At 43.7% G+C, this 26,995-nt stretch carries 18 protein-coding genes, 1 pseudogene and 1 riboswitch; of the genes and pseudogenes, 16 read left to right on the forward strand and 3 right to left on the reverse strand.

Annotation, left to right across the window (positions count from 1 at the left end; translation table 11 throughout):
* Window positions 1-8 precede the first annotated feature (8 nt).
* Together IPJ86_15685 and IPJ86_15690 are read right to left on the reverse strand one after the other, a co-directional pair.
* Window positions 9-791: a hypothetical protein gene (locus IPJ86_15685; protein ID MBK7888663.1), complete on the reverse strand. Its 783-nt coding sequence runs from the start codon at window positions 789-791 to the stop codon at window positions 9-11.
* Window positions 785-1,501, reverse strand: a complete 717-nt coding sequence (locus tag IPJ86_15690; protein MBK7888664.1) for a transposase — start codon at window positions 1,499-1,501, stop codon at window positions 785-787. The genes IPJ86_15685 and IPJ86_15690 overlap by 7 nt, the downstream gene beginning before the upstream one ends.
* Window positions 1,502-2,014: 513 nt before the next feature.
* On the opposite strand from IPJ86_15690, the gene IPJ86_15695 reads away from it, so the two are divergent.
* The 14 genes and pseudogenes from IPJ86_15695 (at window position 2,015) to IPJ86_15760 (ending at window position 19,958) form a co-directional block, all read left to right on the forward strand.
* The gene (locus tag IPJ86_15695; protein MBK7888665.1) at window positions 2,015-3,130 is read left to right on the forward strand and encodes a glycosyltransferase; all 1,116 of its coding nucleotides are present in this window, start codon (window positions 2,015-2,017) and stop codon (window positions 3,128-3,130) included.
* A 17-nt stretch (window positions 3,131-3,147) separates the two neighbouring features.
* Window positions 3,148-4,449 (forward strand): O-antigen ligase family protein, encoded by a 1,302-nt coding sequence (locus IPJ86_15700; GenBank protein MBK7888666.1) that lies wholly within the window; start codon window positions 3,148-3,150, stop codon window positions 4,447-4,449.
* Window positions 4,403-5,767, forward strand: coding sequence for a phosphotransferase (locus IPJ86_15705; protein MBK7888667.1), 1,365 nt, complete (start codon window positions 4,403-4,405; stop codon window positions 5,765-5,767). The genes IPJ86_15700 and IPJ86_15705 overlap by 47 nt, the downstream gene beginning before the upstream one ends.
* Window positions 5,764-7,068, forward strand: coding sequence for a hypothetical protein (locus IPJ86_15710; protein ID MBK7888668.1), 1,305 nt, complete (start codon window positions 5,764-5,766; stop codon window positions 7,066-7,068). The genes IPJ86_15705 and IPJ86_15710 overlap by 4 nt, the downstream gene beginning before the upstream one ends.
* A gap of 24 nt (window positions 7,069-7,092) precedes the next feature.
* Window positions 7,093-7,848 carry a class I SAM-dependent methyltransferase gene (locus tag IPJ86_15715; protein MBK7888669.1) on the forward strand — a complete coding sequence of 252 codons (756 nt, stop codon included), beginning with the start codon at window positions 7,093-7,095 and terminating at the stop codon, window positions 7,846-7,848.
* Between the two features lie 84 nt (window positions 7,849-7,932).
* Window positions 7,933-8,583, forward strand: a complete 651-nt coding sequence (locus tag IPJ86_15720; GenBank protein MBK7888670.1) for an acyltransferase — start codon at window positions 7,933-7,935, stop codon at window positions 8,581-8,583.
* 15 nt (window positions 8,584-8,598) lie between these two features.
* Window positions 8,599-9,855, forward strand: a complete 1,257-nt coding sequence (locus IPJ86_15725) for a glycosyltransferase (GenBank protein ID MBK7888671.1) — start codon at window positions 8,599-8,601, stop codon at window positions 9,853-9,855.
* Window positions 9,856-10,767 carry a glycosyltransferase family 4 protein gene (locus IPJ86_15730; GenBank protein ID MBK7888672.1) on the forward strand — a complete coding sequence of 304 codons (912 nt, stop codon included), beginning with the start codon at window positions 9,856-9,858 and terminating at the stop codon, window positions 10,765-10,767.
* Entirely contained in the window at window positions 10,713-10,961 is a 249-nt protein-coding gene (locus IPJ86_15735) for a hypothetical protein (GenBank protein MBK7888673.1), read from the forward strand. The genes IPJ86_15730 and IPJ86_15735 overlap by 55 nt, the downstream gene beginning before the upstream one ends.
* Before the next feature lie 252 nt (window positions 10,962-11,213).
* The gene (locus IPJ86_15740) at window positions 11,214-12,407 is read left to right on the forward strand and encodes a DUF1972 domain-containing protein (protein MBK7888674.1); all 1,194 of its coding nucleotides are present in this window, start codon (window positions 11,214-11,216) and stop codon (window positions 12,405-12,407) included.
* Complete coding sequence (locus tag IPJ86_15745) at window positions 12,404-15,352, forward strand: gliding motility-associated C-terminal domain-containing protein (GenBank protein ID MBK7888675.1); 2,949 nt, start codon at window positions 12,404-12,406, stop codon at window positions 15,350-15,352. Before IPJ86_15740 ends, IPJ86_15745 begins: the two co-directional genes overlap by 4 nt.
* Entirely contained in the window at window positions 15,349-17,451 is a 2,103-nt protein-coding gene (locus IPJ86_15750) for a PorP/SprF family type IX secretion system membrane protein (protein ID MBK7888676.1), read from the forward strand. Before IPJ86_15745 ends, IPJ86_15750 begins: the two co-directional genes overlap by 4 nt.
* A gap of 7 nt (window positions 17,452-17,458) precedes the next feature.
* Window positions 17,459-18,547, forward strand: a complete 1,089-nt coding sequence (locus IPJ86_15755; GenBank protein ID MBK7888677.1) for an undecaprenyl/decaprenyl-phosphate alpha-N-acetylglucosaminyl 1-phosphate transferase — start codon at window positions 17,459-17,461, stop codon at window positions 18,545-18,547.
* Window positions 18,548-18,627: 80 nt separating this feature from the next.
* A pseudogene (locus IPJ86_15760) lies at window positions 18,628-19,958 on the forward strand (M20/M25/M40 family metallo-hydrolase).
* A gap of 1,236 nt (window positions 19,959-21,194) precedes the next feature.
* Here IPJ86_15760 and IPJ86_15765 read toward each other — a convergent pair.
* Window positions 21,195-23,135, reverse strand: coding sequence for a TonB-dependent receptor (locus tag IPJ86_15765; GenBank protein MBK7888678.1), 1,941 nt, complete (start codon window positions 23,133-23,135; stop codon window positions 21,195-21,197).
* 25 nt (window positions 23,136-23,160) lie between these two features.
* Window positions 23,161-23,355, reverse strand: a riboswitch (cobalamin riboswitch).
* Between the two features lie 190 nt (window positions 23,356-23,545).
* On the opposite strand from IPJ86_15765, the gene meaB reads away from it, so the two are divergent.
* Window positions 23,546-24,472 (forward strand): methylmalonyl Co-A mutase-associated GTPase MeaB, encoded by a 927-nt coding sequence (gene meaB / locus IPJ86_15770; GenBank protein ID MBK7888679.1) that lies wholly within the window; start codon window positions 23,546-23,548, stop codon window positions 24,470-24,472.
* Between the two features lie 132 nt (window positions 24,473-24,604).
* Window positions 24,605-26,971, forward strand: a complete 2,367-nt coding sequence (locus tag IPJ86_15775; protein ID MBK7888680.1) for a glycoside hydrolase family 2 protein — start codon at window positions 24,605-24,607, stop codon at window positions 26,969-26,971.
* Window positions 26,972-26,995 lie beyond the last annotated feature (24 nt).

The raw sequence follows: 26,995 nt of genomic DNA on the forward strand, positions 1-26,995 counted from the left end.
TTTAGATGTTATTGATAATGTTGTGAACCTCGTATGTTTTCATGGAAGAGTGAAGCTTGTTGCAATGGTGTATCCTGAAGTTTATCCATGCCGTTAAGCAGTATGTTTTTAATAAGTGTGTAATTCACCCGACTGCCCTTTAAAACCCTGCTACATGCAGCCTCTATTCGTTCTGCACCATATTTTTTCACCAGCATGAGTACTCCATTGCACGATTTAAAGTTTTGTTCAGGGTAGAAGGATGATTGAAGGATGAGTTGGATAGCCACTCGTGTTGATGGTCCGATTTTCTCGGCCCGAAGTAAAAATTCGTCTTGGGTAAACCCGCGTTGAGAGGCCACATGCTGATGGTTGGGTGGCATATGTTCCCCTTGCGTATGATAACAACTGCCCTGACCTGTACGATGATGAATGGCGATGCGTTTGTGATTGAGGTAGATCTCGATGGTTCGCTGATCATATAATACGTCCACCTTCTGGCCTACATGTATGTAAGGAACGCTATAATAATGATGATCCTCGCTCAACTGAACATGATAATTGCGTTGTACTTTCAGCGTTACTTTGTTTTTCATTACAAAAGCCGCTTGCGGGACTGGGATCATAAATTCTTTCTCTCTTTCCAGATAGATGGACCAGCGACATTGCGAACTATTTTTATAGGGCTTGTTATTGAGCTTTTCAATGTGATCCCGTAGAGCGATATTGAGTTCTTTCAGGGAATAAAATGTTCTCTTTCGAAGTGGTGCATATACCTGCTGATAAACGATCTTGACATGACCTTCTACCATGGCCTTGTCCGGGGTTTGGCAGGACGGGTAGCCTGAAAGACATTTCCATAGTGGGCACTTAGCTGATAACACAAGTCGGTAAAAAGAGGCTCATACCGATTGCTGCGTGTGACGAGTGTTTTCATATTATCACTCAATACTATTTTACTCACTCCGCCAAAATACCTTATCGCTTCACCGATTCCATAAAGCACATCCTGGAGGCGTTGGAGTACCGTTGCTATGCAAAAGGTAAGCCCACTATAAGGGAGCGTAGCAATAAAAACATTACAAGTAATTATCTCGCCCGTCTCCATGTCAATAAAACACATTTTGTCACCGGCATAGTCGATCATCATTTCCTGACCAGGAATATGTTCAAGATGCATCACAACATCTTTGCTATCAAGAAAGGTGCGCAGATGCTCACAATACTGGCTATATTCATACCCTTGAGGATGTGATTCTTTGTATTCAAGCCATAAAAGCTGTCGGGTTACACCAGTCTCTTTGAGCTCTGTGCTACAACTTTTGAAGTGCTCAATAAGTAGCTGATGACGCTTACTTTTAAGATCGGTATAGTCATTTTCATAAAGCAACTCAGCAAGCTCCAATGGAGACAAGGAGTCGATTTTGCGACCATTTAAACGGCGCAAATATTTTTTTATAGTGTTACGGGCTACGCCTGTATTCCGTTCAAGTACTTTGATTTTGTAGCCTAATTCGGCCAACTTTAGAACCTCCAGTAGGGTGTCCATTGATTTAGGTTTTGAAGCCATCTATTTGCTCTTTTTAAAAGCAAATGTTCTTCAGTTCCTGTTGCAATCAAACTCTTAGGGGGTCAAGATGTGCCGGAATGACACCCATAAAGGGGTCAACATACGCCGGAATGACAGCCCAAATTTAGGGGGTCAACATGTGCCGGAATGGCAGGCTCATTTTACCACTAGTAGCTTGCTCAGCCCCCTTGGTGGGGGTCAGCTTGGCCGGAATAGGGGGTCAACATGAATCGGAATCGGGGGTCAACATGGTCCGGAATCTCCAGCTCATCGAAGCCGAGATGAGTAATGACGAGACGTCAGTTTCAAATCGGCGAAGCCAAGATGAGTAATGACGAGATGATCCCCCAATCCCGTCAGTTGACGAATCACTCCCAAAATCTCGTCAGTTTCAAATCGGCGAAGCCGAGATGAGTAATGACGAGACGAAACCTTACATCAATCTTACACGTAGAAAGGTCATCTATGAAAGTGATCCATCTTGTTTTGGGTAAAGCCAATCCTGAACGCATGAACGGCGTGAATAGGGTCGTGCACTTTTTGTCGATGAGCTTGTATGAGAAAGGGGTGAATGTAGAAATCTGGGGCATTACTAAAAATGTGGAGGATACCGTTTACCCGCGTCCATTTCCGACCGTCCTCTTTCGCGCCCAACCCTTTTACCGCGACCTGGATCCGCAACTCATGCATCGCATTTCGAAACAGCAGAAAGGAACAATATTTCATATCCATTGGGCTTTCATCAATGATTTCTACAAAGTAGTGAGTTTGCTAAAGGACCTGAAAATTCCATTTGTGTACACTCCTCATGGCGCTTTTAACAAGGTGGCTTTAGAGAAGAACAAGTGGGTGAAGAAGGTCTATTTTAACCGTTATGAAAAGGTGATTCTGAAGGAAGCGAAGAAAGTGCAGTTCCTGGGTCAGAGTGAGTTTGACAATATGGCCAACCTGATGCGACTACAGAACAAAGTGGTTGTTCCGAATGGGCAGGATTTTAAAGAACTGAATTTCGAATTTCATAAAATGCAACGTCGCCAATCGCCGGTGTTTGGTTTTTGCGGGCGATTGGATATCTATTATAAAGGATTGGATTTGTTGGTAGAGGGTTTTGCCGCCTACTGTAAGAAAGGCGGTGAGGGGGAACTATGGCTGATTGGTGATGGTCCTGATCGTCCCAAGCTGGAAGCGCTATCAAAATCATTACATGTGAATGATCGTATTGTTTTCATGGGTGCCCGATATGGAAAGGATAAATTGAATCGCATTGCTAACATGGATCTCTTTTGTCATCCCTCCCGTTCAGAGGGTTCTCCTACAGCAGTATTGGAAGCAGGCGCTTTGGGGATAGCCCTTATGGTGAGTACTGCTACGAATGTCGGGCAGGAAGTGGAACAGTATGGTGCAGGATTACATCTCCGGAAAAGTACATCTAAAACAATTGAAACCACGTTGTCTACATTTCATGATCTTTATTTATCAAAGGAATACCTGAAGATGGGTGAACGTGCCCGTGAAATGGTGGCTGAAGAATTTAACTGGAATGCTATCGCGGGCAGAATGCTGGAAATTTATAAAGCCTGATTTACCAAACTCCCTCCATGAAACCGCAAAGTGTATTACGTGAACCGGCAAGCGGTTACAGGAACTTCCTGATCGCGCTACTGATTTTGCGTATTTGCTCTTATTTTATGCTGTCGGACTCCATTATGGTGGTACAGGCTATGAAGGCGGGATTACGTGCGGGATTGTCGCTGGTGATGCTCGCAGCAGTATTGTATCATTTGAGGGAGCACAATAAACAGACCTTTCGCATGCATCAGCCGGTAAGCGTGTGGATGTATGGCGTCTATTTAATATTCGGTATGGCCTCGCTGTTATGGACCAGCTCCTTTGATGTTAGTCTGCTGCAACTATTAATGGATATAGAAGGCTTTGCGTTCTCTTTTCTCTATATTTACCTCATAACGATTTACCGTCAACGGCATCCCGGAGGTTATTTTGATTTGCATAAATTGCTTGCGCCGGCTATCCTTTTTATCGGCTTGGGGTTTCTTGTCGGATTATTTCTCGACCCCGACCGCTTCTACCGCCTTACCCATGGTGGTGCTGTTAGTCGATTGGGAGGATTTATCATTAATCCCAACGAATTGGGGATGCTGCTTGTCATCGGAATTGCTTGCTACCTTCCTCTACTTGTGAAGGAAGGTCGTGTGCGGGTTTCAGTCATTCTTTCATTGTTATTGCTGATTCAGTTGCTCCTGCTTACCGGTTCGCGATCGGCATTCATCGGATTGCTCGCTGTAGTACTTGTTTATGGGTTAACCAATGGTAGCCGCTCACAACGAACTTTGATTTTTCTGGGTGGAATTGCACTTATCCCCTTGGCAGGCTGGTCCTTCTTTGTAAAACAGGATCAGTTAACGGAGATCTATACGCTCACCGGCCGACTTCCCTTTTGGAGGGATCTGCTGACCTACAACTTCCCACGTGAAGCATGGTTCGGATATGGTTATATGCGTATCGACTATGCGGATAAATTTGAGTCGTTGAATGCATATGCGGGTGCGATGACACACAATACATTTCTCCAGGTCCTCCTTGGCTTGGGAATGACAGGTTTGCTGCTTGTTCTTATTCAACTTTCTACTTTTTTATGGACCATAAAACAGGTGGCCGATAAAAAATACAGAATGGTGGTTGGGTTAATTTTCATTCCCCTTTTTGTGAACTCACTCACTGAATTTGGCATTTTCGGTGAGACGAATTATGGTATATTATTTTATTTATTCTTAGTATTTACTGCTGCTCTGGAACCTCAGACGGGTATTGAACGTAAAAACGCTTCCATCTCTAATGAAACCTCCGAAGCTATACCTTACCGATCTCCGGCTTTTACGTGATTTTTTCGCGGAGGGAAAAGAATTGTATTTGCTGGATAAGAATAGCAGAATTTCCGGAAATATAACAGAAGGTTCGTTGGTCAAGCAGGAAAACGTCATCGACCGTGATTATCCGGCTTGCATTGTTGAAGTACATAAAGCCGGTTTTGATATATTCCTGAATACTGCGTCAGATCATCAATGGGTCAGCTTTGATTACATCAACAACCCTGATGGGAGTATTCGCTGGTTCTATGGTTCCAATGGGGAACATGCCGGTCACTTGGATTTGTACAATGCTGCTACCACTAAGGCAAAGCTCTATAAAACGATCACGCGTCTGGTCTGGAAAGCAGGATATTCCCGCTTATTGGCTTCCGGGACCTTCAGAGTGCAACAATTACTTTTTGAAACAGTACAAAAGAGTTACGGAATTGATGCGGACGAGGTGGTGTCCTTCTTTACCGGTACCCGAGGAATTACGCGGAAGATGGTCATGGAAGTTCACAGACACCATCAATCGCAAGGATTTATTAAAGTGGCGTTTACAGAAGCAGCTAAGCTTTTGATTGAAAACGAATATAACATGGTCAACACACTGAATAAGTATGACTTTACCAGTCTGAGCATTCCAAAGATCTCCAAACGTATCAATGGTCATGCGCGACTTTCCAATATTAAACCTGCAGTGATTATTCCAGCTGATCGTATAACGTCGATCCATATACGTGCTTTGGCAGAGTTGTATGCCCTGAGCCGGGAGAAAAAAGCTGTAGCAGATACGGCGGCCTGGCAGAGCATTCTTTCCAACATGGATTTTCTAACGAAAGAGCTGGTTTTTATCAATGAGCTCGATAAGGAAAGTACCCGTCATCTGGTTCAACTCCTTAAGAAGTTATTTCAGGTGATTCCTGTCGGGGAATCCGTTCCCGTATCTGTTTCGCATGGCGATTTTACGCCCTGGAACATGTATTGCGATGAACAACGTCTCTACGTTTACGATTGGGAAATGGCCCGCAACGGAATGCCCATGTTGTTCGACTTATTCCATTTCACCTACCAGAGTTTAATACTTCAGCAACGGAAAGGTTATGCTGAAGTGAAAGATACCATCAACCAATGGACCATTCAACCTTTAGTACAGCAACTCGTGAAGAAGTACAGAATACATCTCTCGCTTCATCACGCCCTCTATCTCTTGTTCAATGTAAGTCATTACCTGCGTCAGTATCTCAGCGAACGCGAACCGCTGATGCAAAGTCAATGGATGATGCACGCCTGGACATTAGCGATAGAAGATTACCTCGAATCGACACAACGAACTGTAGGAAAATCATGAATCAGCGAAAGGCATTTTTAGCATATTTCTTCAAAGCGATAAAGCCTTTCCGCTATGCCTTGCTTAAGTTTATACATGAATCCATTGATGCACTCCCGGAAAATTCCGATGTGGATATGCTGATTGATGAGACGGAGAAACCGGCATTCCTGCAAATAATTCGCAAAGGACCCGGCATTGAACGCGTCCGTCTTCACCGAAAATCATTTGTCACTTTTGTAAGTATTTTCTTTCAGGATGGTTCCTACCTTGAAATTGATCTCATCAATCGCTTCGACAGAAAAGGAGCTATCTATCTCGATTCCGCCGAAGTGCTGGATCATGCGTTTGAAGATGCAACAGGACTGAAGCGGGCCGCGCATCACCATAATTTTGAGTATATATTATTATTCTATCAGTTAAATAGTGCTTCGGTACCCGAACGCTACCGAAAGTATTTTGCAGGATTCAACTTCGAACAACGGACAACCATTTTTACACATGTAACCGGAAAATACAAGGTGAATATTAATGTCCTTGATGAGTTATTCGACATGAACACACGCTTTTCAAAGCGAATTATCAGTCATGTCAAGGGCTTGAGCGTAAACCGTTTTCCCTTTAAACAAATGCATGCCTTACGGTATTGGAAAGATGCTACCGGTGATTTGTTGAATCATCGTGGTATCACCATCACCTTTAGTGGTGTAGATGGAGCCGGGAAATCAACCATGATTGCCGAAGTGGAATCTGCATTGCAACATAAATACCGTCAAAAGACGGTCGTTTTACGTCATCGCCCTTCTTTGTTTCCTATCCTGAGCAGCTTTAAGCATGGTAAAGTTGAAGCCGAGAAGAAAACAAGGGATAGAAATCCACGTCAGGGAACGAATACCAATACGATAAGTTCGTTTCTTAGATTCCTATATTACTACGTGGACTATCTCTTCGGCCAGTATTATATTTATTTCCGCTATACGCTGCGTGGCTATACAGTATTGTACGATCGTTATTATTTTGATTTTATTATTGACTCCAAGCGATCAAATATACTGTTGCCGAAAAGTCTGATGAAGCTGGGTTATCTCTTCATTTTTAAGCCACAGGTGAATGTATTCCTCTTTGCACCCACAGAAGTAATTAAGAGCCGCAAGAATGAACTTTCAGAGGAAGATATCAACGAACTTACTTCCGGTTATAAAAATCTGTTTGATGAATTCGGAAAATCATACTCCGGTCAACATTATTTAGTATTAAACAATATCAATTTCGACGAAACATTCAAACGTGTAATGAAGGAATGCGTTTCGGCAACTATTTAAAACGTATAAACTTATCTTGTTATCATGAATCGTAAAGCGCTTACTCCGCCCAATAAGAATAACATCACCGCTCGCTATGAAAATCCGGTGATTGATAAAGTGCTCGGCAGAACAACACTGGAATGGACCTGTGACGATGGAAGAAAGGAAGCGCTTAAAGCCAGCCTTCGCCTGACCGACTATGAAGGATATCGTCCATCATTGTATAGTGTTTTGCGATTACCCTATGTCATGAAGACCTGGATGCAGACCCGCACTTCGCCGATTTTAGATCAACCGGTCCCATTTATTGTACTTGACGCGATCCGGTTTCTTGAAAATATTGTTAAACCGGGCATGCAGGTACTGGAAGCAGGCGGTGGTAATTCTACATTGTGGTTTCTTGAACGAGGAACCCGGGTAACGACTTATGAGCATAACGAAAGCTGGGCCAACCATGTACTCAGTACCGTGAAATACAATCCGCTGCGCTACCATGAAAAAAATATTCGCATGAAGGTGTTATGCGGAGAAGCAGCAACGGGTGATATGTCCCTGATACCTGACAAGAGTCTGGATGTTGTTCTCGTGGATTGCATGAATGATTTCACAAGACGAAATGATTGCATACGTGTTTTGATGAGCAAAATTAAGCCCGGCGGTTGGTTGGTACTTGACAATAGCGACAATCCTGTCAATTGGGTCGGCGCTGAGTTACTCGAAGGAAAAGAAGTGCATCGTTTCAGCGGATTCGCGCCCATGGGACTGTTTGTGTGTCAAACTACTTTTTGGAGAATGTAAAAAATGTTGCGTCAACTCATCATAGCTCTTGCCCGTCGAAAGAATCCATCCTTTACACTCGACTCCTCCGTGAAGAGTAGGGTGATGGCCGGATTTTTATGGGCGAAGGTGAAAGCCTGGTGCCGTGCGCTGAAGTTTATTTCTTCAAACCGTTCGGTTCTTCTATTTTGTGGAAGGGATGTCCGCGTGGAAGGAACAAGTAATGCTCATTTCGGTAAGGGAGTACAGTTAGGAGATTCCTTGCATATTTCTGCCTGGGGTAGTGAAGGTTTATCGATTGGTGATTACTCATGGATCGGAGGTCACTCTTATCTGAAAGTGTCCTTTTCATTCAATGACCCGGGTAAGTTCATTCGTATCGGCCGTAATGTAGGTATTGGTGAATTCGCGCATTTAGGTGGAGCAGGTGGACTGGAAATTGGGGATGATTGTATCATTGGTCCATATTTCAGTTGCCATCCGGAGAATCACCTTTTTCCGGAAACGGATAGATTGATTCGGCTTCAGGGAACAGAACGAAAAGGAATTCATATTGGAAGAAATTGTTGGATAGGAGCAAAAGTGACCATACTGGATGGCGTGGAGATAGGGGCTAATTCTATCATCGCCGCCGGTGCTGTTGTGACGAAGAGTATGCCCGACAATGCCGTGATCGGCGGAGTACCTGCAAAGGTGATCAGATTACGGGAGAAAGAAAAACCGGAAGAAATATCACCGGGAAAAATGTTTGCCTGAGTAATCAATAGGAATATGGATACAAAAATAAATACCACTGTTTTACTGAGCGCCTATGCTGTGAATCCTTACCATGGTTCAGAAGATGGTATGGGCTGGAATTTTATCATGCAAATTGCACGATTCAATAAGGTGATTGCTGTGACACGAGAAAATACCCGTAAGGATATTGAGCGCTATATGAAGGAGCATCCTTCCAATTGCTATGGTAATATTCAATTCGTCTATTACGATTTACCCTACTGGGCACGTTTTTGGAAGAGGGGTGGACGTGGTGCCATGTTGTATTATTATTTATGGCAATTTTATCTTCCCCGATTTGTAAATAAGCGAAAACTCAAATTTGATATCGTACATAATCTTAACTTTCATAACGACTGGACGCCGTCTTCACTTTGGAAATTAAAGAAGCCATTTGTATGGGGACCCATAGGACATCATCCACGTATTCCTAAAGATTATGTACTTCATGTTTATGGTCTTGGATCGTATATCGCTGAGGAAATGAAATGGCTGATGAAGAAATATTTTTGGAAGGTGGATCCATTGCTGCGACAAACAGTGAATCATGTTGACACGGTTCTTACAATGAATTCAGGCGTAGAGCGGGTACTTCATCTTCCTAAAGACAAGATTGTACACATGACTTCGGTAAGTACCGAGGCGCCTTCAGAGTTAAAGGAAATCCGGAAAGGGCAGGGATTTACGATTCTCTCTTCCGGCAGATTCGTTCCTTTAAAAGGATTTGATATTACCATTCGTTCGTTCGCACGGTTTTACCATCAACTTCCTGCACATTTGAAACCCTTTGTTAAGTTGGTTTTAGTGGGAGATGGTCCGTATAAGAAATATCTGCAAAATCTGGCAAAGGAAATGGAGGTAGAAAGTCAGGTTAATTTTATCGCGTGGCTGCACAGAACAGATTATAAAAAACTCTACAAAGAATCGGATGTGTTTTTATTTCCAAGTCATGAAGGTGCTGGTATGGTGGTAGCGGAAGCATTGTCTTATGGTCTCCCTGTAATATGTTTCCGGAATGAAGGCCCCGGTGAATTTGTAAATAAGGATTGCGGTATAACGATTCCCTATAGCCGTTACAATACCAGCGTGACGAAATTTGCGGAATCACTGCGCCTGCTTCATGATAATACTAAATTGTATGCACAGCTTTCAGTGGGTGCCCGTAAGGCGTTCAATGAACGTTTTAATTGGGATTTGAAAGGCGAGGAATTAAAGAATGTCTATGATCATTTGTCGAGAAAAGCAGGGTAGATGATTTCCGGGGAAAAAAGTAAAATCGTTGCTGTTCATCTGTTGAATGATTTTAGCGGCAGCCCGCTCATCTTCATGCAGGCGTTGAAAGGCCTTCAAATGGCAGGACATGAAATAATAGTGCATACCAGTAAGAGCAGGGAAGGATTTCTGGGTCGACTGAATGCTCCTTTCGTGTATTTCCCCTATCACTTCTTTTCAAATGCCCTCTTAAGACTCTTCGCTTTTACTGCGAGTCAGCTCTTTCTCTTTTTTCAATTGTTGCGTTATCGGAAGGAGGATGTTGTTATTTATGTAAATACATTGCTTCCTTTTGGCGCGGCTCTTGCCGGAGCATGTATGGGAAAAAAGGTAGTTTATCATGTGCACGAGAGTTATATCAAACCTGCATTGCTTAAAAACTTTTTAAGATTTATTGCTGCAAAAACAGCGGATACTGTATTGTATGTTTCCCACTACCTGATGAATGAAGAGCGGATTAATGGAGTGAAAGGTCAGGTCATTTATAATGCCTTGCCCGATGAGTTTACAGCGCAAGCCGGAAAATTCAATTATCATGCTATTGCCGGCAATTCGTTTAATGTTTTGATGATTTGTTCATTGAAAAATTACAAAGGCGTACCGGAATATCTTCAGTTAGCAAAACGTCACCCGGGTATTCACTTTGAATTGGTTCTGAATGCTTCCTCTAAAAATATTGAAGATTATTTCATGAAAATGGAAGTTCCTGTTAATCTTCACATTTTTCCTGTCCAAGAAGATCTGGACCCCTTCTATCGTCGTGCAGGTCTGGTAATGAATCTTACGAATCCGGAATTATGTATTGAAACGTTTGGGATGACCATTCTTGAAGCGATGTGTTATGGAATTCCGGTCATCGCACCCCCCTGGGTGGACCTGCAGAACTGGTAGAAAGTGAAAAGAATGGCTTTTCAATAGATGTCCGCGATGCCGCTACATTGGATTTCCGTTTAGAATATCTCGCTTCAAATCCTGAGTTTTTAAAGAAATTATCAGCCGGTGCACGCGAAACTGCGCAAAAGTTTAAATCAGAAAATTTCAGGAATGCCGTTGTTCAGTGCGTTCAGGGTGACAAGCATCTGTAAGGTTTTAGTACATTTTGTCCAATTTCATTAGAGGGTTAAATTCTAATTGGTTTCTTTTCAGCCTTCTGGAATTGATTTATGCTGCAATTCTGTTTTTACGTCAATTTCAGAGTAGGCTTGACTTGCAAGGAGTGTCCCTTTCTTTGTTCCGTTTTCGCTAAACCTTAGATGTAAGATGTCGTAGAAATTGATGATATACCCACTGTGGTATGATGTAGATTAATGAATTCAGCAATAGAAAGGGAATTGAGTATGTCGAAGAAGCGTGTGGCAATTATCGGAACAACGGGTCTGCCTGCACGGTATGGCGGATTTGAGACGTTAGCACATCATCTGGTGGATCAGTTGGGAAGCAGATATGATATATCGGTGTATTGTAGCAGTAAGTATTTTGCGGACCGTGGCAAACGTCTTTCAGTGTATAACGGTGCCCGATTGATTTATCTTCCGTTGAATGCGAATGGATATCAAAGTATTCCCTATGATATTTTTTCCATCATTCATGCCATCCGTAAGAACGATGTTTTATTATTACTCGGTGTTTCCGGTGCAATATTGCTCCCCTTCCTAAAACTGTTTACTAACAAACCCATTCTGGTGAATATTGATGGACAGGAGTGGAAACGTCCGAAGTGGAATTGGCTTGCGAGAAAAGTGCTGGGCTTTAGTGAAAAACTGGCCGTAAGGTTCGCCGATGAAGTGATTGCCGATAATAAAGTTATTCAGCAATATGTAGAACAAAGTTATGGTCGTGACAACGCACGCCTGATTGAATATGGTGGTGATCATGTATCGAAACGTCCGCTTACAGATAAGCTTTTAGAAAAGTATCCCTTTTTAAATCAAAATTATGCTTTCAATGTCAGTCGCATTGAACCGGAGAATAATATTCATCTCATTCTTCAGGCATTCAGCAAGGCACCGCGTCATCAACTCGTTATGGTAGGGCTGTGGAGTCATGGTAAATACGGCATGAATCTGAAAGCACAATATAGTAAATATCCGAATATTCATTTGCTCGATCCCATTTACAATCAAGATGAGTTAAACGAAATCCGATCTAACGCCGGTGTATATGTGCATGGGCACAGCGCGGGAGGTACAAATCCGGGGTTGGTAGAGGCCATGTGTCTTGGTCTTCCCGTGGTGAGTTATGATATCAGTTATAACCGGGAGACAACAAATCACCGTGCCCGTTATTTTAAATCCGGAAGTGATCTCTTGTCCATTCTTGATGTACTCGATCAGAAAGAAAGAATGCGCATGGGTTATGATCTGGAACAGTACGGTCGTCAGTATTATTCATGGAATAGAATTGCAGCACTCTACGCAACAGCATTCGACGGTGATGATGATTCAACGGGTCGGTTATTGTACCGGTCCTCGCAGAATTTTGTAGAACAAATTCAGCTGTTAACAGGTGGTCAAAAAGTTAAGATAGCATGAGGCGAACACTTACCGGCTGTATTTTATTTCTTATATTTCAAGGTGCACTCTTTGCGCAGCAGGTGAGCACTGTGGCCGGTCTTGCAGGATTGACGGGAAGCGCGAATGGTACAGGGAGCTCGGCCCGCTTTAATGAGCCTCATGGATTGACGGCTGACAAGAATGGTAATATCTATATCGCAGACCGAATAAATAATTTAATCCGAAAGATTACGCCTTCAGGTACGGTTTCAACCTTTGCAGGTACAGGAGCAATTGGTGCAACGGATGGCCCCGCTTTAACAGCTTCTTTCAACGAACCATGGGATATTGCCTGCGATACACTTGGTAATTTTTACATCGCTGATACGAAGAATTATAAAATTAGAAAGATAGATGCGTCAGGAAATGTCACCACTCTTGCCGGTACAGGAGTATTCGGGACCAGTAACGGTCCGGGTGCAACTGCTCGTTTTGGAACCCCTGCAGGAATAGCAGTGACCAGGGACGGTCAAAAAATTTATGTCTCCGATTACAACACACATACTATACGTCTGATTGACGCCGGACAGGTCTTTACACTTGCAGGTACGGTATTTTTATCAGGTAGTGTTGATGGGAGTGGAACCGCGGCATCCTTCAATCATCCGTTTGGATTATCTCTGAATGCATCAGGCGACCTGTTGATTGCCGATGAATGGAATCATAAAATTCGTAAAATGACTCCGGCAGGAGTGGTATCTACCATAGCAGGAGATGGTAATCCTGGCACCACTGATGGAACTCCACTTACAGCCCGATTCAATTTCCCTGTTGATGTGGCTACTGATACAATAGGAAATATCTTTATTACCGATGGACAGAATCATACCATAAGAAAATTCTCTTCACAGAGCGGTCAGGTGACCACCTATGCCGGCTATGCAGGTCAGCCTGGAGCTGTTGATGGAAATGGATCTCTGGCACGGTTTAAAAATCCGGCCGGAATAGTATACAACAGAGCTAATCGCGCCCTTTACATTGGAGATACAGGAAATAATACAATACGCAAGATAGTATTTACTTCAAGTGTTACGCTGACTGTTGCACTAACGGGTAGTCCTACCGTTTGTGCCGGCACTCCGGTTACTTTTACGGTTACCCCCTCCGGTTTGAGCAATTATTCGATTACGGAGAATGGAAATATTTTGGGATCTTCCACCACTCCGTCAGTTATACTAAATAGTTTAACGCCCGGTAGTCATACCCTTCAGGCCACGGCTATAGATGCAGGTGGTGCCACCGCTTTTTCGAATACGTTATCACTAACCGTCCTGCCAGCTTTCATACCTGTCGTCAGCAGTAACGGTGGAACGGCCATATGCAATGGCGCCTCATTAACATTAACAGCACAAAGTGGTTCTAATTATCTCTGGTCAGGTGGACAAACAACTTCCTCAATTGTCGTTTCATCTGCAGGTTCATACAGTGTTTCCGTTACAAATGGAAGCGGTTGCCGGGGAACTTCTCAGCCGTTTGTCGTTACTGTACAAGCATCCCCGACTGCAGTCATCACTGCACTTACTGATACCGTTTGTCCCGGTGCAACCACGACATTAACCGCATCTGCAGCGAATACCTGGCTCTGGTCAAATGGTGCAACCACACAAGCAATCAATGTAGGTGCAGGAAATTATTCGGTCACTGTGAGTGGTGCCGGAGGATGTACCGCTACATCTCAACCAATGCCGATAAGTTCATATGTTGTCAATACACCCGTAGTGAATCCATCCGGAAGTGTAAACATCTTGCAAGGTGATTCCATTCTGCTTCAGGCCAGCGGAGGTACAAGTTATGTTTGGTCTACCGGTGCAACAGGAAGCAGTATCTATGTAAGCGCTACCGGAAATTATTCTGTTGTGACTACTGCTTCGAATGGTTGCACTTCATCATCAGCAATTGTTCAGGTGACAATAATTAGTTCTTCTACAATACTGACAGCACAGGGTGTCACTTCATTTTGTGATGGTGGCTCCGTTGTTTTGAGTTCCATTTTTTCTTCGGGAAATCAATGGTTTTACGAGGGAATGCCGTTGCCCGGTGAAACAGCACAACAATACACTGCGCGTGACAGCGGATGGTATTATGTAGGAGTATGGCTGAATAATAGCTGGATGTATTCTGATTCTGTATTAATTAAAGTGTATAGCGCTCCCGAAGTTCCCATGGCAAATGATACCGTCGCTTGTAAGGGTTCGTCAATAGTTTTATCTCCCGTGATTGTATCCGGGGTGAGCTACAGGTGGTACGATAGTGCGTTCAATGGTACGCTTTTGTATTCCGGAACGCAGTTTCCTACTCCGCCCATCATAGCCAATACCACTTATTATGTGGAGGCGGTGAGTATAAACGGCTGCCCCTCTGCCGGAAGAATGAATCTCAACGTGTCGCTGTTCGATATTCCGAAGGCGGCATTTACGTATTCGGTAACCACACAAAACGGATTGTATACCGCCAATTTTAGTTGCACGGCTGTGAATCCCTATAGTGTTACCTGGATTTTTGGAGATACTACTGTTGCGGGAAATGTAAGTTATAGTAATGATACCGTATTCACTTATTCTTCTGCCGGAACCTATGAGGTTATTTTAATTACTTCAAATGCGTTGGGTTGTACAGATACTTTGATTAAAAAAGTGTACATCGGTGCGAAGTATCCTGCATTTGTGCCAACTACATTTACTCCGAATGAAGATGGCAAGAACGATATTTTCCGAGTGAGAGGAGAGCAAATTACGCTGCAGGAAATGAAAATTTATGATCAATGGGGAACATTGATCTATACTACCGATAGTGCATTACCGCAATGGGATGGCAGAGTCAATGGCAAAGTGGTACCGAATGGTACGTATGTCTATCGGATTGTCATCCTGGATGCAGATAATATTTCAAAAGAAATGACCGGACCGGTTACCGTAATAAAATGAGGAAGTGGAAGGGATATCTGTTTTTATTACTGGCGATTTTATCGACCGGAAATGATCTCTTTGCGCAAGATCCGCACTATACACAGGCGCACCGCATTCCTTCCTGGTATAACCCTGCAGCAGCCGGTCATGGTGTAGAACATATTCGTTTGACTTTGCTCTACCGCAATCAATGGTCTTCGGTGACAAGTCCGTTTAAAACAGAAGGATTGTTTTTTGATAAGCAGGTGAGCAAGGTGGGCTTCGGTGCAAATTTGGTGAATAATTCAGCGGGAGAAGCCGGCATACGTCAGTTGTTCCTGAATGGACAATTGTCTTATAGGCTATCCTTCGGAAAAAATATGCTCGCATCCGGTGTGCAAATTGGATTAATACAGAAGAGTTTTGATCCTTCAAAAATGTCTTTTGATGATCAGTATACTCCCGACCAGGGATACAATCCTGCTAACCCTACCGCTGAAACTTTTTCATATACTAAGCTAACCAGACCTGATTTCGGTGCCGGTTTTTTATGGACCTATGGCAAAGCAGGTAAAGATAAATTGTTACCCTATGCCGGGTTGTCGGTCCAGCATATCAACCAGCCAAAGGAAAGTTTTATAGAAGTGAATAATACTATCCCTCGAAAAATTACAACTCAAGCAGGTGTCGGAATTCGCTTAAAGGAATCGGTCACCATTACCCCAATGTTTGTATATGCCAGTCAGCAATCAGCAAAAGAACTGATGGGCGCTGTGATGGTGAAGCTGCCGTTGGATGGAAGGGACAATGTGGAAGGCGGAATCATCTTCCGCAATAAGGATGCGGTGGCACTCTATGCCGCTTATCAATGGAACAGTTTTATGATGGGCATCAGCTATGATGCAAATATTTCAGGATTAACAGGAGGACCCGGTGCTTTTGAGCTCACGTTGACGTATATACCAAAAGCCAAAGTGAAAAAGGCGCCGGAGAAAAAGAAGGAGAACGACAAGAAGAAGGCACCTGAAGTGAAGAAGAAAGCTCCTGCAGCCAAAATTCCGGTATCCGACAATAAACCAAAAGTAGCTGTCCCTGTTGTCACTCCTGCACCAAAAGAAAAGCCGGTAACCGTGAAACCTGCTGCTCCGGAGGTGAAGAATGATGCAAAGGTTAAAGCAGTTCCATCTCAACCTGTGCCGGCTCCTAAAGCAAATGTACCAATACCGGCAGCGAAGAACGAGCCACCGGTTGACATTAGTACCGCGACTCCACGACCTCTTCCTGTTGGAGTAAAACAGGAGCTTTCGAAACCCACGCCTGTCAGAAAAATTGTAAATAAACGTTTGGGCTTGCCGTTGGAAATTAAGGAACCTGAAGCGCCGGTTGTTGTTGCAGTGATCAATGAAAATATTGACAAAGCGGTCGTTAAGCCACTGCCAACAAAAGTTAAATCAGAAGTAAATAAACTCATTCCGCAAAAGAAATCTGAAAATGCAGTTGCAGGCTTACCTCTAAATAATCCTGATCCGGATTCTGTTTCTGTTCCTGTTCCTGCTCCAGCTCCCGTTCCCGTTCCCGTTCCTGTAGCGGATGCAGATGGTGATGGAGTGGCGGATGCGAATGACCCTTGTCCTTATATTAAAGGAAGTGCGAAACATAAGGGTTGTCCGGACACTGATGGCGATGGAATCATTGATAGTAATGATGCTTGTCCATTGGAGGCGGGTACAAAAGAAACCAATGGATGTGCAGTGAAAGGAACGTTAACAGAGGAGGGTTCGCCCATCACACAGCATTTCGGAAATATTGAATTCAAAACATCAAGTGCAGAGGTGCATGGACTCTATAAGCTGGATATTATCGAACCCGCTATTGACTCCCTCTTCGAGCATGATGATTTGATGCTGGTGATTACCGGACATACCGATAGTGAGGGCGATGCACTTTTCAATATGAATCTTTCACAAGCCAGAGCAGATGCCGTTAAAGCAATCTTTATCCGAAAGGGTCTTCCGGAAGAAAAAATACAAACCGTTACTTACGGGGAAACAATGCCTTTGAAAGAAAACGAAACGGAATTGGGTCGTCAGCGTAACCGCCGTGTAGAAATTCATGTAATACAGAAAAAGAACCCGTAGATAAAATATGCTTTCAAACTCCCTGCTCATACTTTTATGTAGCCTTGTAGCCTTGGTCATTACCGCCATACTGATTCCATATTGGATAAATGTTTGCGTGAAATGGAATCTGTTTGAAAGAACAGATGATCGTAAGAAACACAAGACCAACATTCCTACCATGGGTGGTATAGCCATCTTTGCCGGAATTGTGATCAGCTTTCTTTCTTTTCAGGGCGTGCTGGCCGGTCATAATATGAATTTACTTGTGGCTGCTTCTATTCTGTTGTTTTTTACAGGATTCTTTGATGATCTCATTGACCTACCCCCATCCTCGAAATTAATATTTCAGTTTATTGCATCTGTACTTGTTATTGCAGCCGGTTTTAGAATCGATAATTTATTTGGACTGGTTGGCGTACATACCTTACCGTTAGTCATATCCTGGGGTGTAACGATTTTCTTTATTGTAGCGGTTACCAATGCTTTAAATCTGATCGACGGATTGGATGGTCTTGCAGGCAGTTTAACGCTGATGTCAAGTTTGATTTTCGGAATGCTATTTCTTCAGGCGGGAAACTTTACAATGGCCATGCTTTCAATGAGCATTTGTGGTGCTGTGTTTGGATTTCTTTTGTTTAATTTTCATCCGGCCCGGGTATTTATGGGTGACACCGGTTCATTGGTGCTCGGTTTTCTGCTCTCCGTACAGGCGATAGCTTTAATTCAACAATACTCCGGTGGGCAAGCTGATATTCCTACGCTCACACCAACTTTAGTCATCGCAGTACTTTTCGTTCCCATGTATGATGTCTTGCGCGTTTCTGTGATTCGTATATTGACCGGATATTCCCCCTTTCATCCCGATCGAAATCATGTGCATCATATGATCACAGGACAAGGATTCGGACAGCGAATAACTACGGTGTTGATTACAGGCATCAATTTGCTATATGTAGGAATTGCCATCGTTTTTCCGGAGATGGGTGTGAACAGCTTTTTGATTCTCTCGGTTTGTCTGGGGATGTTACTGATGAATACGCTGAGTATGTCATGGCTGGCACTCCTCTACGGCCGGCTAGGTGGCAGACTTTACGACCGTACAGTAAAAGTTTAGCGGACGCATTTGGCACGTAAAAGAAGATAGTATATTTGAGGCGTGAAAAATACATCCATGTATTATTTCCGAAACGCCTTATGAAAAAAATCGCTTATTGTTTCTTCCTCTTGTTCTCTTTTTCCGTTACCGCGCAGCAAAATGACTCCCTGACTATTCGTCGTATTTATGACGAAGCGCTTACCGGTAGTAAATGCTATGGCTGGCTGGATTATTTAAGTAATAAAATTGGCGGTCGGCTGAGTGGCTCAAAGGAAGCCGCGCAGGCCGTCAATTATGTGCACATGGAATTGACAAAGCTTTCACTGGATTCGGCTGTACTGCAGGAAGTCATGGTTCCTCATTGGGTACGCGGCGCGAAGGAGCAGGCCTGGATTGAAACAGGAAGCAGAAAAGTGATGTTGAATATTTGCGCACTCGGTGGAAGTATTGCCACTCCGAAAGGTGGTTTGGTTGCTGAAGTGGTGGAAGTTTACGACTGGGAAGAGATGGAGAAATTGGGAGCGGGGAGATTGAGTGGTAAAATTGTCTTCATGAATCATCCAATGAAACCGGAGTTCATCAATACTTTTGAAGCATACGGTGAAGCGGCTAAGTATAGATACGGAACGGCTATGCGTGCAGCGAAATACGGAGCTTTGGGTGTAGTCGTTCGTTCGATGACATTGGCCATGGATGATTATCCGCATACCGGGGCAATGGGTTATGTAGATACTATTCCTAAAATTTGAGCAAGATGTTAAAGAAGGAGCCGGCTGCAAAGTTCGGATTCTCCATGGCAACACAAATTTTGCCGGATACCCTTTCCCATAATGTTATTGGCGAGATCCGCGGAACCGAATTTCCGGATGAGATCATTGTTGTTGGGGGACATCTTGATGCCTGGGACAATGGAGATGGGTCACATGATGATGGCGCCGGTGTAGTGCAATCCATGGAAGTACTACGCATTTTTAAAGCGCTAAACATTCGACCGAAGCGAACCATTCGTTGTGTCGCATTTATGAATGAAGAGAATGGGGGGAAGGGAGGAGAGAAATATGCAAAGGCCGCGAAGACTTCAGGAAGAAAGCACATCGCCGCGATCGAGAGTGATGCAGGGGGATTTTCTCCGAGAGGATTTACTTTTAAAGGGAACAAAGAAGCGATGGAAAAAGTGATGTCATGGAAGGAACAGTTTTATCCTTATCTTTTAAATATCTGGCGCCCGGGATACGGAGGGGCAGATATCAATCATTTAGAAGATCAGGGAACATTATTGATTGGTTTTAGTCCCGACTCTCAACGTTATTTTGATTTACATCATGCCGAGACGGATACTTTTGATAAAATCAACAAACGCGAACTCGAGTTGGGCGCAGCCAGTATGGCCGCATTAGCCTGGATGATTTCGGAGTATGGAGTGAAGTAGTCTCGTCATGCTCATCTCATCTGCGATGAGTTGATTCTGACGAGATTGAGGTGACAACTCCTCTGGGGGGGACGCGGAGAATCGTTCCCGCCGTAGGCAGGATCTGCTTCTCCGCTTGGAGGAACGCTACGTTTGGGTAATGAGAGAAACGTCTCGGCAATAGTGATCTCTCCTGCGTCGGGTAGCTGCTAGCGAAATTGGAAGAGTGGAGGAGGATTTTAACTACGCTACAAATTCCCATGTTGTGAAAAGATGATTTTGATCTACCTCGACAATTTCAATATTCACGAACCCTGAAAGGGTTCAACCTTTGTAACTCCGGGTGCAACCCGGAGTTACAAAGCACAAGCAACCCCAACCCCAACGGGGTTGAATATGGAAGTCATAACCCGCAAAGGAATTTCCTTCATTAAGAGTATTTCATCTCTAAGTAGTTGTTCGCTGATACAATCGATTTTTTCGCTAAAAAAGAGTCGTTTCAAATCGGAACCCTGAAAGGATTCAACCTTTGTAACTCCGGGAGGAACGTTCTCTTGTCATTTTTCATTTCATCTTTGATACAATGAATCTGACGAGATCACTGGGAGGAACGTTCGCTTGAGAGTTGCTTCACTGAAATGATTAATCGCATGGCGAAAAAGTAGTATATTCACGATCGGAACCCTGAAAGGGTTCAACCTTTGTAACTCCGGGAGGAACGTTCGCTTGTCATTTTTCATTTCATCTTTGATACAATGAATCTGACGAGATCACTGGGAGGAACGTTCGCTTGAGAGTTGCTTCACTGAAATGATTAATCGCTTGGCGAATAAGTAGTATATTCACGATCGGAACCCTGAAAGGGTTCAACCTTTGTAACTCCGGGTGCAACCCGGAGTTACAAAGCACGAGCAACCCCAACCCCAACGGGGTTGAATATGGAGGTAATTACCCGAAGCAAAAGTTAGACAGTTAAATAGAATATTATCCGGATGATAAGAAATTGTATGCAGCAATAAAAATCCTATCCACACATCCCCGCCACCGTTAGCCTCATCTCCACTTTCATCAAGAGCGGTGCAGTTTCACAAAACGATAAATACTTCTAACAATAATAAAAAGAATTACCGCCGTCAAAAAGTACTGCATCTTCAACGTAGGTAGCGGTTGTAACCAGATTTTTATACCCGCAACAAGCGCAACTCCTGCCAATAATAAATGATAGTATTTATTCGAAAGAAAATTCATTTTTCAGATTTATTTTCCAAAAGTAAATAATAATCCACCATGAAAAGATCTTCCCGGCATCGCTCTCCAGGCAATGACCTGATAATTTTCTTCGTAAAGATTTTTTATTCCTCCCGTTAATGTCAAACTCCCTTTTCCTAAAGTACCCGTCCATGCCAGAATGAGTTCTGCACAATCGAACGGGTCCAGGTAATGTGCATGGTCAATGGTCGTATAACGGTAGCCGGTATAATTATGATAATAGCGTATGGAGAAAGTATGAAAAGTAATTTCTGCTTCAGATTTGTACATCAACCGCGGGGTGTAAATCATTTGTTTCCCGATTCCTGAATCGAAGGAAGGATCTGTCTTTGTGATTTTGGATGACACAACCGGAGTCGTCAGTCTTGCCCGGAATTTCCATTTTCCCGTGGTGTAGGCAAGATCAACTTCTCCCTCAAAACCTTTGCTTTCCATTTCATGGATGTTCTCAGCTGCATAAATTCCGTTTAACCCCGGGAGCCATACGATTGCTTTTTCAAGCTCTGAGAAAAATACGTTCGCCTGCATCTTCATGCTAAACTTTTCTTTTTTCAATAGCCATTGGATTCCTGTAGACGACGAAAATCCTTGTTCCGGTTCAAGATTTTTATTTCCTCCGGCTATCCAATAGCGATCGTTTAGGGTTGGTACACGAAAGACACGTGCTACATCTGCTTTCCACGACAATGTGGGTACGAAGTTGTACCGTAAATTCACCGCCGGCAGAAAGGGAATCATCTCCTCATCAAATAAACCTTGTCGTATGGAAGCATTGATATACCATTTATGATTTTCAAATACTCCCTTCAGCCCAAGCGACCATTGTTCCTGCTGTTGCTGAGTAGCATAACCTTCGCAATTGGCTAAAGCATGTATAGTAGCGAATTGAGATATAAGTTTGAAGTTTTTAGAGAAATGATGGCCGAGCTCCGCGGTAGCCTGAACAGTAGTAGCGGTGCTGAGTTCATCAAGTCTGGCTTCCGGATCAGTGTATTTTATTTCCTCACGATTTATGCCCCCGTTTATGTTCCAAAACCATTTATCGTGACTTACTGCCCATTCAGCCACTGCACGAAGCGATTTATCCTGCTGCTCTTGTAAACTCAGCTGTGCCAGCATATGTGGAGGAATTTCCCTTTCATTTTCAAGGTACCAAAGGTGCAGGTCAAGGTGATTGTCCTTCCTGCCGAAACGGATGTCTTCTGTAATACCTAATTGCCGAAAGCGGGCATGTGACTGTATTTTCGATTGTCCTTCAGGAGTTGTAAAGGAAAAATTGTTTTCTGCTCGTTGTGTATAAATTTTTGTTTTCGTTACCAGTTGACCGTTAGCGACCACTATCCCGGCGCCATATTGTTGCTGTCCAAAGCTTCCATAGCCCGTCATCACTTCTCCTGAAACACCCTTGGTAAACTCCGTTCCTGAATTCATATAAATAGCACCACCTACAGCACCTCCTCCGGCCAAGGGACCATTCCCCCCGCATTGAATGGAAACTTCATCGAGCAGGAATACCGGCAATAAAGAAAAATCATATATACCGTTCATGGGTGAATTTAGCGAAAGTCCGTTCCATAGTACTGCTGTATGCGCCGCTCCGGTGCCACGAAGAGAGAGCGTAGACAGGCTTCCCGGACCATACGACTTCATGAACAGCATCGACTCACGCCCAAGCCTATCCGCAAGTGTATATCCGGTTAGTTTGGAAATTTTAGAAGTATCGAGCGCATGTACCTGCATGCCGGGATCTGTGAAATGAAAACGCTCCGCACGGATATCCACCGGTTTCATCCAGATGATAGTATCCCTTTGCGCATGAGCAAGCGAAACAAAGAAAATATTGAAGAGAAGGATGACGAATCGTGACATGTTGTTGAAGCAGGTGGAAGAAAATAACAACAAGCCGGCGGAAATAGATCGCGCTGACATGTTCTCTTTCTTTTCACCGAAGACATTGAACTTATTTTCACCGGGCAGGTCTTCTGACTCACGATTGCCGCGACCCCTTCCCATCCTTTGCATTCGGACAGTGGTTAGTATCGCTCAACGGAATTTCCGTTATCGTTTACAGCAGCGGGAACTGTTGCCGGATTGCACGGCATTCCCTTTTCATCCTTCCGAAGAAGAAACCTGATGAGGGTGCAAAAGTAAGCAAATCAGCATTAGGTGATGGGAGTAGAGGCCATTTTATTGGTGCTCCGACTTCTATTCTAGAACTTGTAAATCAACTGTTTATTGAAAATCTTTCTCGTGATCTGTTATTCCGGTGGTAAATCTTTACTAAAAGCTTCTTTCTTCCGAAACAGGCCGTATTGAACATTCCTGACTATTTTCGCCGGGTGGAAATAGCGCAACTTCTTTCAGGAATTCAACAAGGTGATCGGCGGCTGATTGCCAAAGCGATCACCCTCGTGGAGAACGATCAGCCCGGTTATGAGGAATTGCTCAGCCGATTGACCTATGAAAGAAAGACACCGGTCATTGGCATTACAGGTCCTCCCGGTGCCGGAAAGAGTACATTGATCAACGCTTTGATTCATGAGTTGACACGGAAAACTAACGGTGAAGGATTACCGAATCAGGTCGCTGTGATAGCAGTTGATCCCAGTTCGCCTTTTACACATGGTTCATTGTTGGGAGACCGGTTGCGGATGCAGGAACATTTTAATAACCCTCATGTTTTTATCCGTTCATTGGCAACAAGAGGTGCGCTGGGTGGACTTTCTGCAAAGACAATTGAAATTTGTGATGTGTTGCGAAGTGCGCCCTTTGATTATATTTTTATTGAGACCGTAGGAATGGGACAGAGTGAGGTGGAAATCATCTCCCTGGCGGATACGGTAGTGGTTACCCTGGTTCCTGAAGCGGGAGATGAAATCCAGGCACTCAAGTCCGGCATCATGGAAGTCGGAGATATTTTTGTGGTGAATAAATCTGATCGTGATGGCGCAGATAAATTCGCCGCAGGATTGATTAAGACCTTGCATGAACGCCCGGCTTCGGAAGGTTGGAGTATTCCCGTTGTGAAAACAACAGCGAGTCGAAACGAAGGTGTTGAAGAATTATTGACAGCCATTCACCAACACCATCAACATCCTTTGCCCGGAAAAAGGCTGCAGCTGACAGCACAACGCGCTTACCGGCTTCTTCAACAGCAAAGGATGAAGGGAATTACCGTTCGTCAGTTGGAAGATAGGTTGAAAGCCCAATTGGCAATGCCGGAATTTAATTTGTACCGGTTCATAAAAGATTTCCAGGAGAAGTGATGTTGGCAGAGATACACCTGTATGTTTTTTCACTGCAACGGTTCGCGCCATAGTTATTTTTAAAGTGTAATTTCGGAGGCCATACATCCAATGATGAATACGGATCAGAAAATATTTCATAAACTAATAGTGGTGTTGCTATTCGTAGTAACAATGCCTGCTCTTACGATAGCACAATCATTAGTACTTACCGACTGGTCTTTTCGCCGGTTATCAAGCGATAAATGGTTGCCGGCTCGGGTTCCGGGTAGTGTGCATACCGATTTATTGCAGAATGGAATAATTACCGACCCCTTCAAAAATGATCATGAGAAAAAAGTGCAGTGGGTAGGAGAAAGTGATTGGACCTATCAATGCAAATTTAGTTGTCCCGATTCCATGTTGAACAAACCGCAACTGGAATTGATCTTTGAAGGTCTCGATACATATGCAGAAGTACTACTGAATGATGCGCTTATTTTACAAGCCGATAATATGTTTCGCTCCTGGAAAGTGGATGTAAAGAAGCTGATTCAAAAAGAAAATGTATTGCTGGTTCGGTTCAGCGCGCCGGAAACAGTGGCATCTGCAGCAGTTCAGAAATTGTCCTACACCTTGCCGGAGGGTTTTCGCTCCTTTACAAGAAAAGCACAGTATCATTATGGCTGGGACTGGGGTCCGAAAATCCTCTCTTGCGGAATCTGGAAACCGGTGAAGTTAACAGCCAGCGAGCCTTGTACAATTCTTTCTTTTCGTGTGGTTCAGGATCATCGCATAGACAAGCCAACCGGAGCTATTGCGTATGTAAAAATCAGATCAGAGAAACAGAGGAAGACGAATGTCACAGTGAAATCGGCTGGATTTCCAACTCAAATTATTCAGGAGGTGAATCTGCGTCCGGGAATTCAAACCATTCAGATTCCTTTTCTGTTTCCGGATCCAAAGTTATGGCAACCTAACGGTAAAGGAGAACCGAATCTCTATGAGTTCAGTTGTATCCTTGACGAAGATCGAAGTCGATCTTTAAAATGTTCAACAGGCTTTCGAAAAGTGGAGTTGGTCAGAGAGAAAGATGCACAGGGAATGAGTTTCGGATTTCGGGTGAATGGCAATGAACTCTTTGCGAAAGGTGCGAATGTCATTCCACCGGATCTGTTTTTATCCCGTGTGACTGACAACGAGTACGAGCAACTGGTGTTGAAGGCGAAAGTTGCAGGAATGAATTTGCTTCGGGTTTGGGGTGGAGGCGCTTACTTGCCTGATGTATTTTACGATTATTGCGATAAGCATGGCATTATGGTCTGGCAGGATTTTATGTTTGCCTGCAGTATGGTTCCGGGGGATAGCGCTTTCTTGGAGAATGTACGACAGGAAGCGATAGAGCAGGTAGAACGATTATCTCATCACCCTTGTCTTGTACTCTGGTGCGGAAACAATGAAAGTGATGAGGGGTGGCATAACTGGGGATGGCAGAAACAATTTAATTATTCTGTTGCCGATTCAATGAAGATTTGGAAGGATTATCAGCGCATCTTTCATTCGGTAATACCAGCTGTTATAGATTCACTGGATCCATCCCGCCCGTATTGGCCCTCTTCTCCTTCCATCGGGTGGGGACGTAAAGAGAGTATGACACAAGGCGACAGTCATTACTGGGGAGTATGGTGGGGAATGGAAGATTTTGAAGTGTACAAAAAGAAAACGGGACGATTTATGAGTGAGTATGGCTTTCAGTCTTTACCGGATGTGTCGCTTTGGAAGAATGTAGTGGATACCATTTCGCTTTCGTCATCGGGCTCGCAGTTGCAACAAGCCTATGGAATGAAGATGGCCATGGATGCACATCGGCGGAATTTCCCATATTGCCGGGGAACCCTCTTCTGGCAGTTCAATGATTGCTGGCCCGTGATTTCCTGGAGCGCCCTCGACAGCAAAGAGCGGGAAAAGCTCTTTTACTTCGAAGCGAAATGTAGTTTTGATTCACTGTTTATCTCCACTGTTGAAACGGAAAAGGGCCTGTCTACAACCGTGCATGTGGATGGGGTGGCCGATAAGTCGATCACCCTCCGGTTATATTATATTCGTACAGACAAAAATGCAGAGCCGGTGCTGATAGCGGAAAATTCTTTCAAGTTATCTCCGGATAGTATTATTCATGACGCCCTCGTTTTTCCAAATCTTGCCATGAGAAATCTGGATACTGCCAATGTGGTTTTTGTCACCGAAGCGGAAGATAATTTTACATTCAGAATTCTCAAAAGAGAATATTATTTTCGCTGCCGTCCTAAAAATCTCCTCTTGCAACCTGCGCAAATCCAAATGCTACAGCGCGATAGTACTACAATAACGCTTACTGCTGATGTATTTACTTATGGCGTGTATCTATACGATGATACCGGTGAATGCTCTTTCAATGATAACGGCTTCCATCTGATGCCCGGTGAAAAAAAGACAATTAAGTATACAGGTGATTTTTCGAAGATTAAAAGTAGTTCGTTTAATATTATTAAGAACCGGTAGGTGATTTATAAATACTGACAAGGA

The sequence above is a fragment of the Bacteroidota bacterium genome (genome assembly GCA_016713925.1).
Lineage (GTDB): Bacteria > Bacteroidota > Bacteroidia > AKYH767-A > OLB10 > JAJTFW01.

Coding starts and splice junctions, on each gene's coding strand:
- IPJ86_15715 (MBK7888669.1), top strand. CDS start 7,093: ATGAATCGTAAAGCGCTTACTCCGCCCAATAAGAATAACATCACCGCT.
- IPJ86_15700 (MBK7888666.1), top strand. CDS start 3,148: ATGAAACCGCAAAGTGTATTACGTGAACCGGCAAGCGGTTACAGGAAC.
- IPJ86_15725 (MBK7888671.1), top strand. CDS start 8,599: ATGGATACAAAAATAAATACCACTGTTTTACTGAGCGCCTATGCTGTG.
- IPJ86_15745 (MBK7888675.1), top strand. CDS start 12,404: ATGAGGCGAACACTTACCGGCTGTATTTTATTTCTTATATTTCAAGGT.
- IPJ86_15705 (MBK7888667.1), top strand. CDS start 4,403: ATGAAACCTCCGAAGCTATACCTTACCGATCTCCGGCTTTTACGTGAT.
- IPJ86_15750 (MBK7888676.1), top strand. CDS start 15,349: ATGAGGAAGTGGAAGGGATATCTGTTTTTATTACTGGCGATTTTATCG.
- IPJ86_15755 (MBK7888677.1), top strand. CDS start 17,459: ATGCTTTCAAACTCCCTGCTCATACTTTTATGTAGCCTTGTAGCCTTG.
- IPJ86_15695 (MBK7888665.1), top strand. CDS start 2,015: ATGAAAGTGATCCATCTTGTTTTGGGTAAAGCCAATCCTGAACGCATG.
- IPJ86_15710 (MBK7888668.1), top strand. CDS start 5,764: ATGAATCAGCGAAAGGCATTTTTAGCATATTTCTTCAAAGCGATAAAG.
- IPJ86_15740 (MBK7888674.1), top strand. CDS start 11,214: ATGTCGAAGAAGCGTGTGGCAATTATCGGAACAACGGGTCTGCCTGCA.
- IPJ86_15765 (MBK7888678.1), bottom strand. CDS start 23,135: ATGTCAGCGCGATCTATTTCCGCCGGCTTGTTGTTATTTTCTTCCACC.
- IPJ86_15720 (MBK7888670.1), top strand. CDS start 7,933: ATGGCCGGATTTTTATGGGCGAAGGTGAAAGCCTGGTGCCGTGCGCTG.
- IPJ86_15730 (MBK7888672.1), top strand. CDS start 9,856: ATGATTTCCGGGGAAAAAAGTAAAATCGTTGCTGTTCATCTGTTGAAT.
- IPJ86_15685 (MBK7888663.1), bottom strand. CDS start 791: ATGGTAGAAGGTCATGTCAAGATCGTTTATCAGCAGGTATATGCACCA.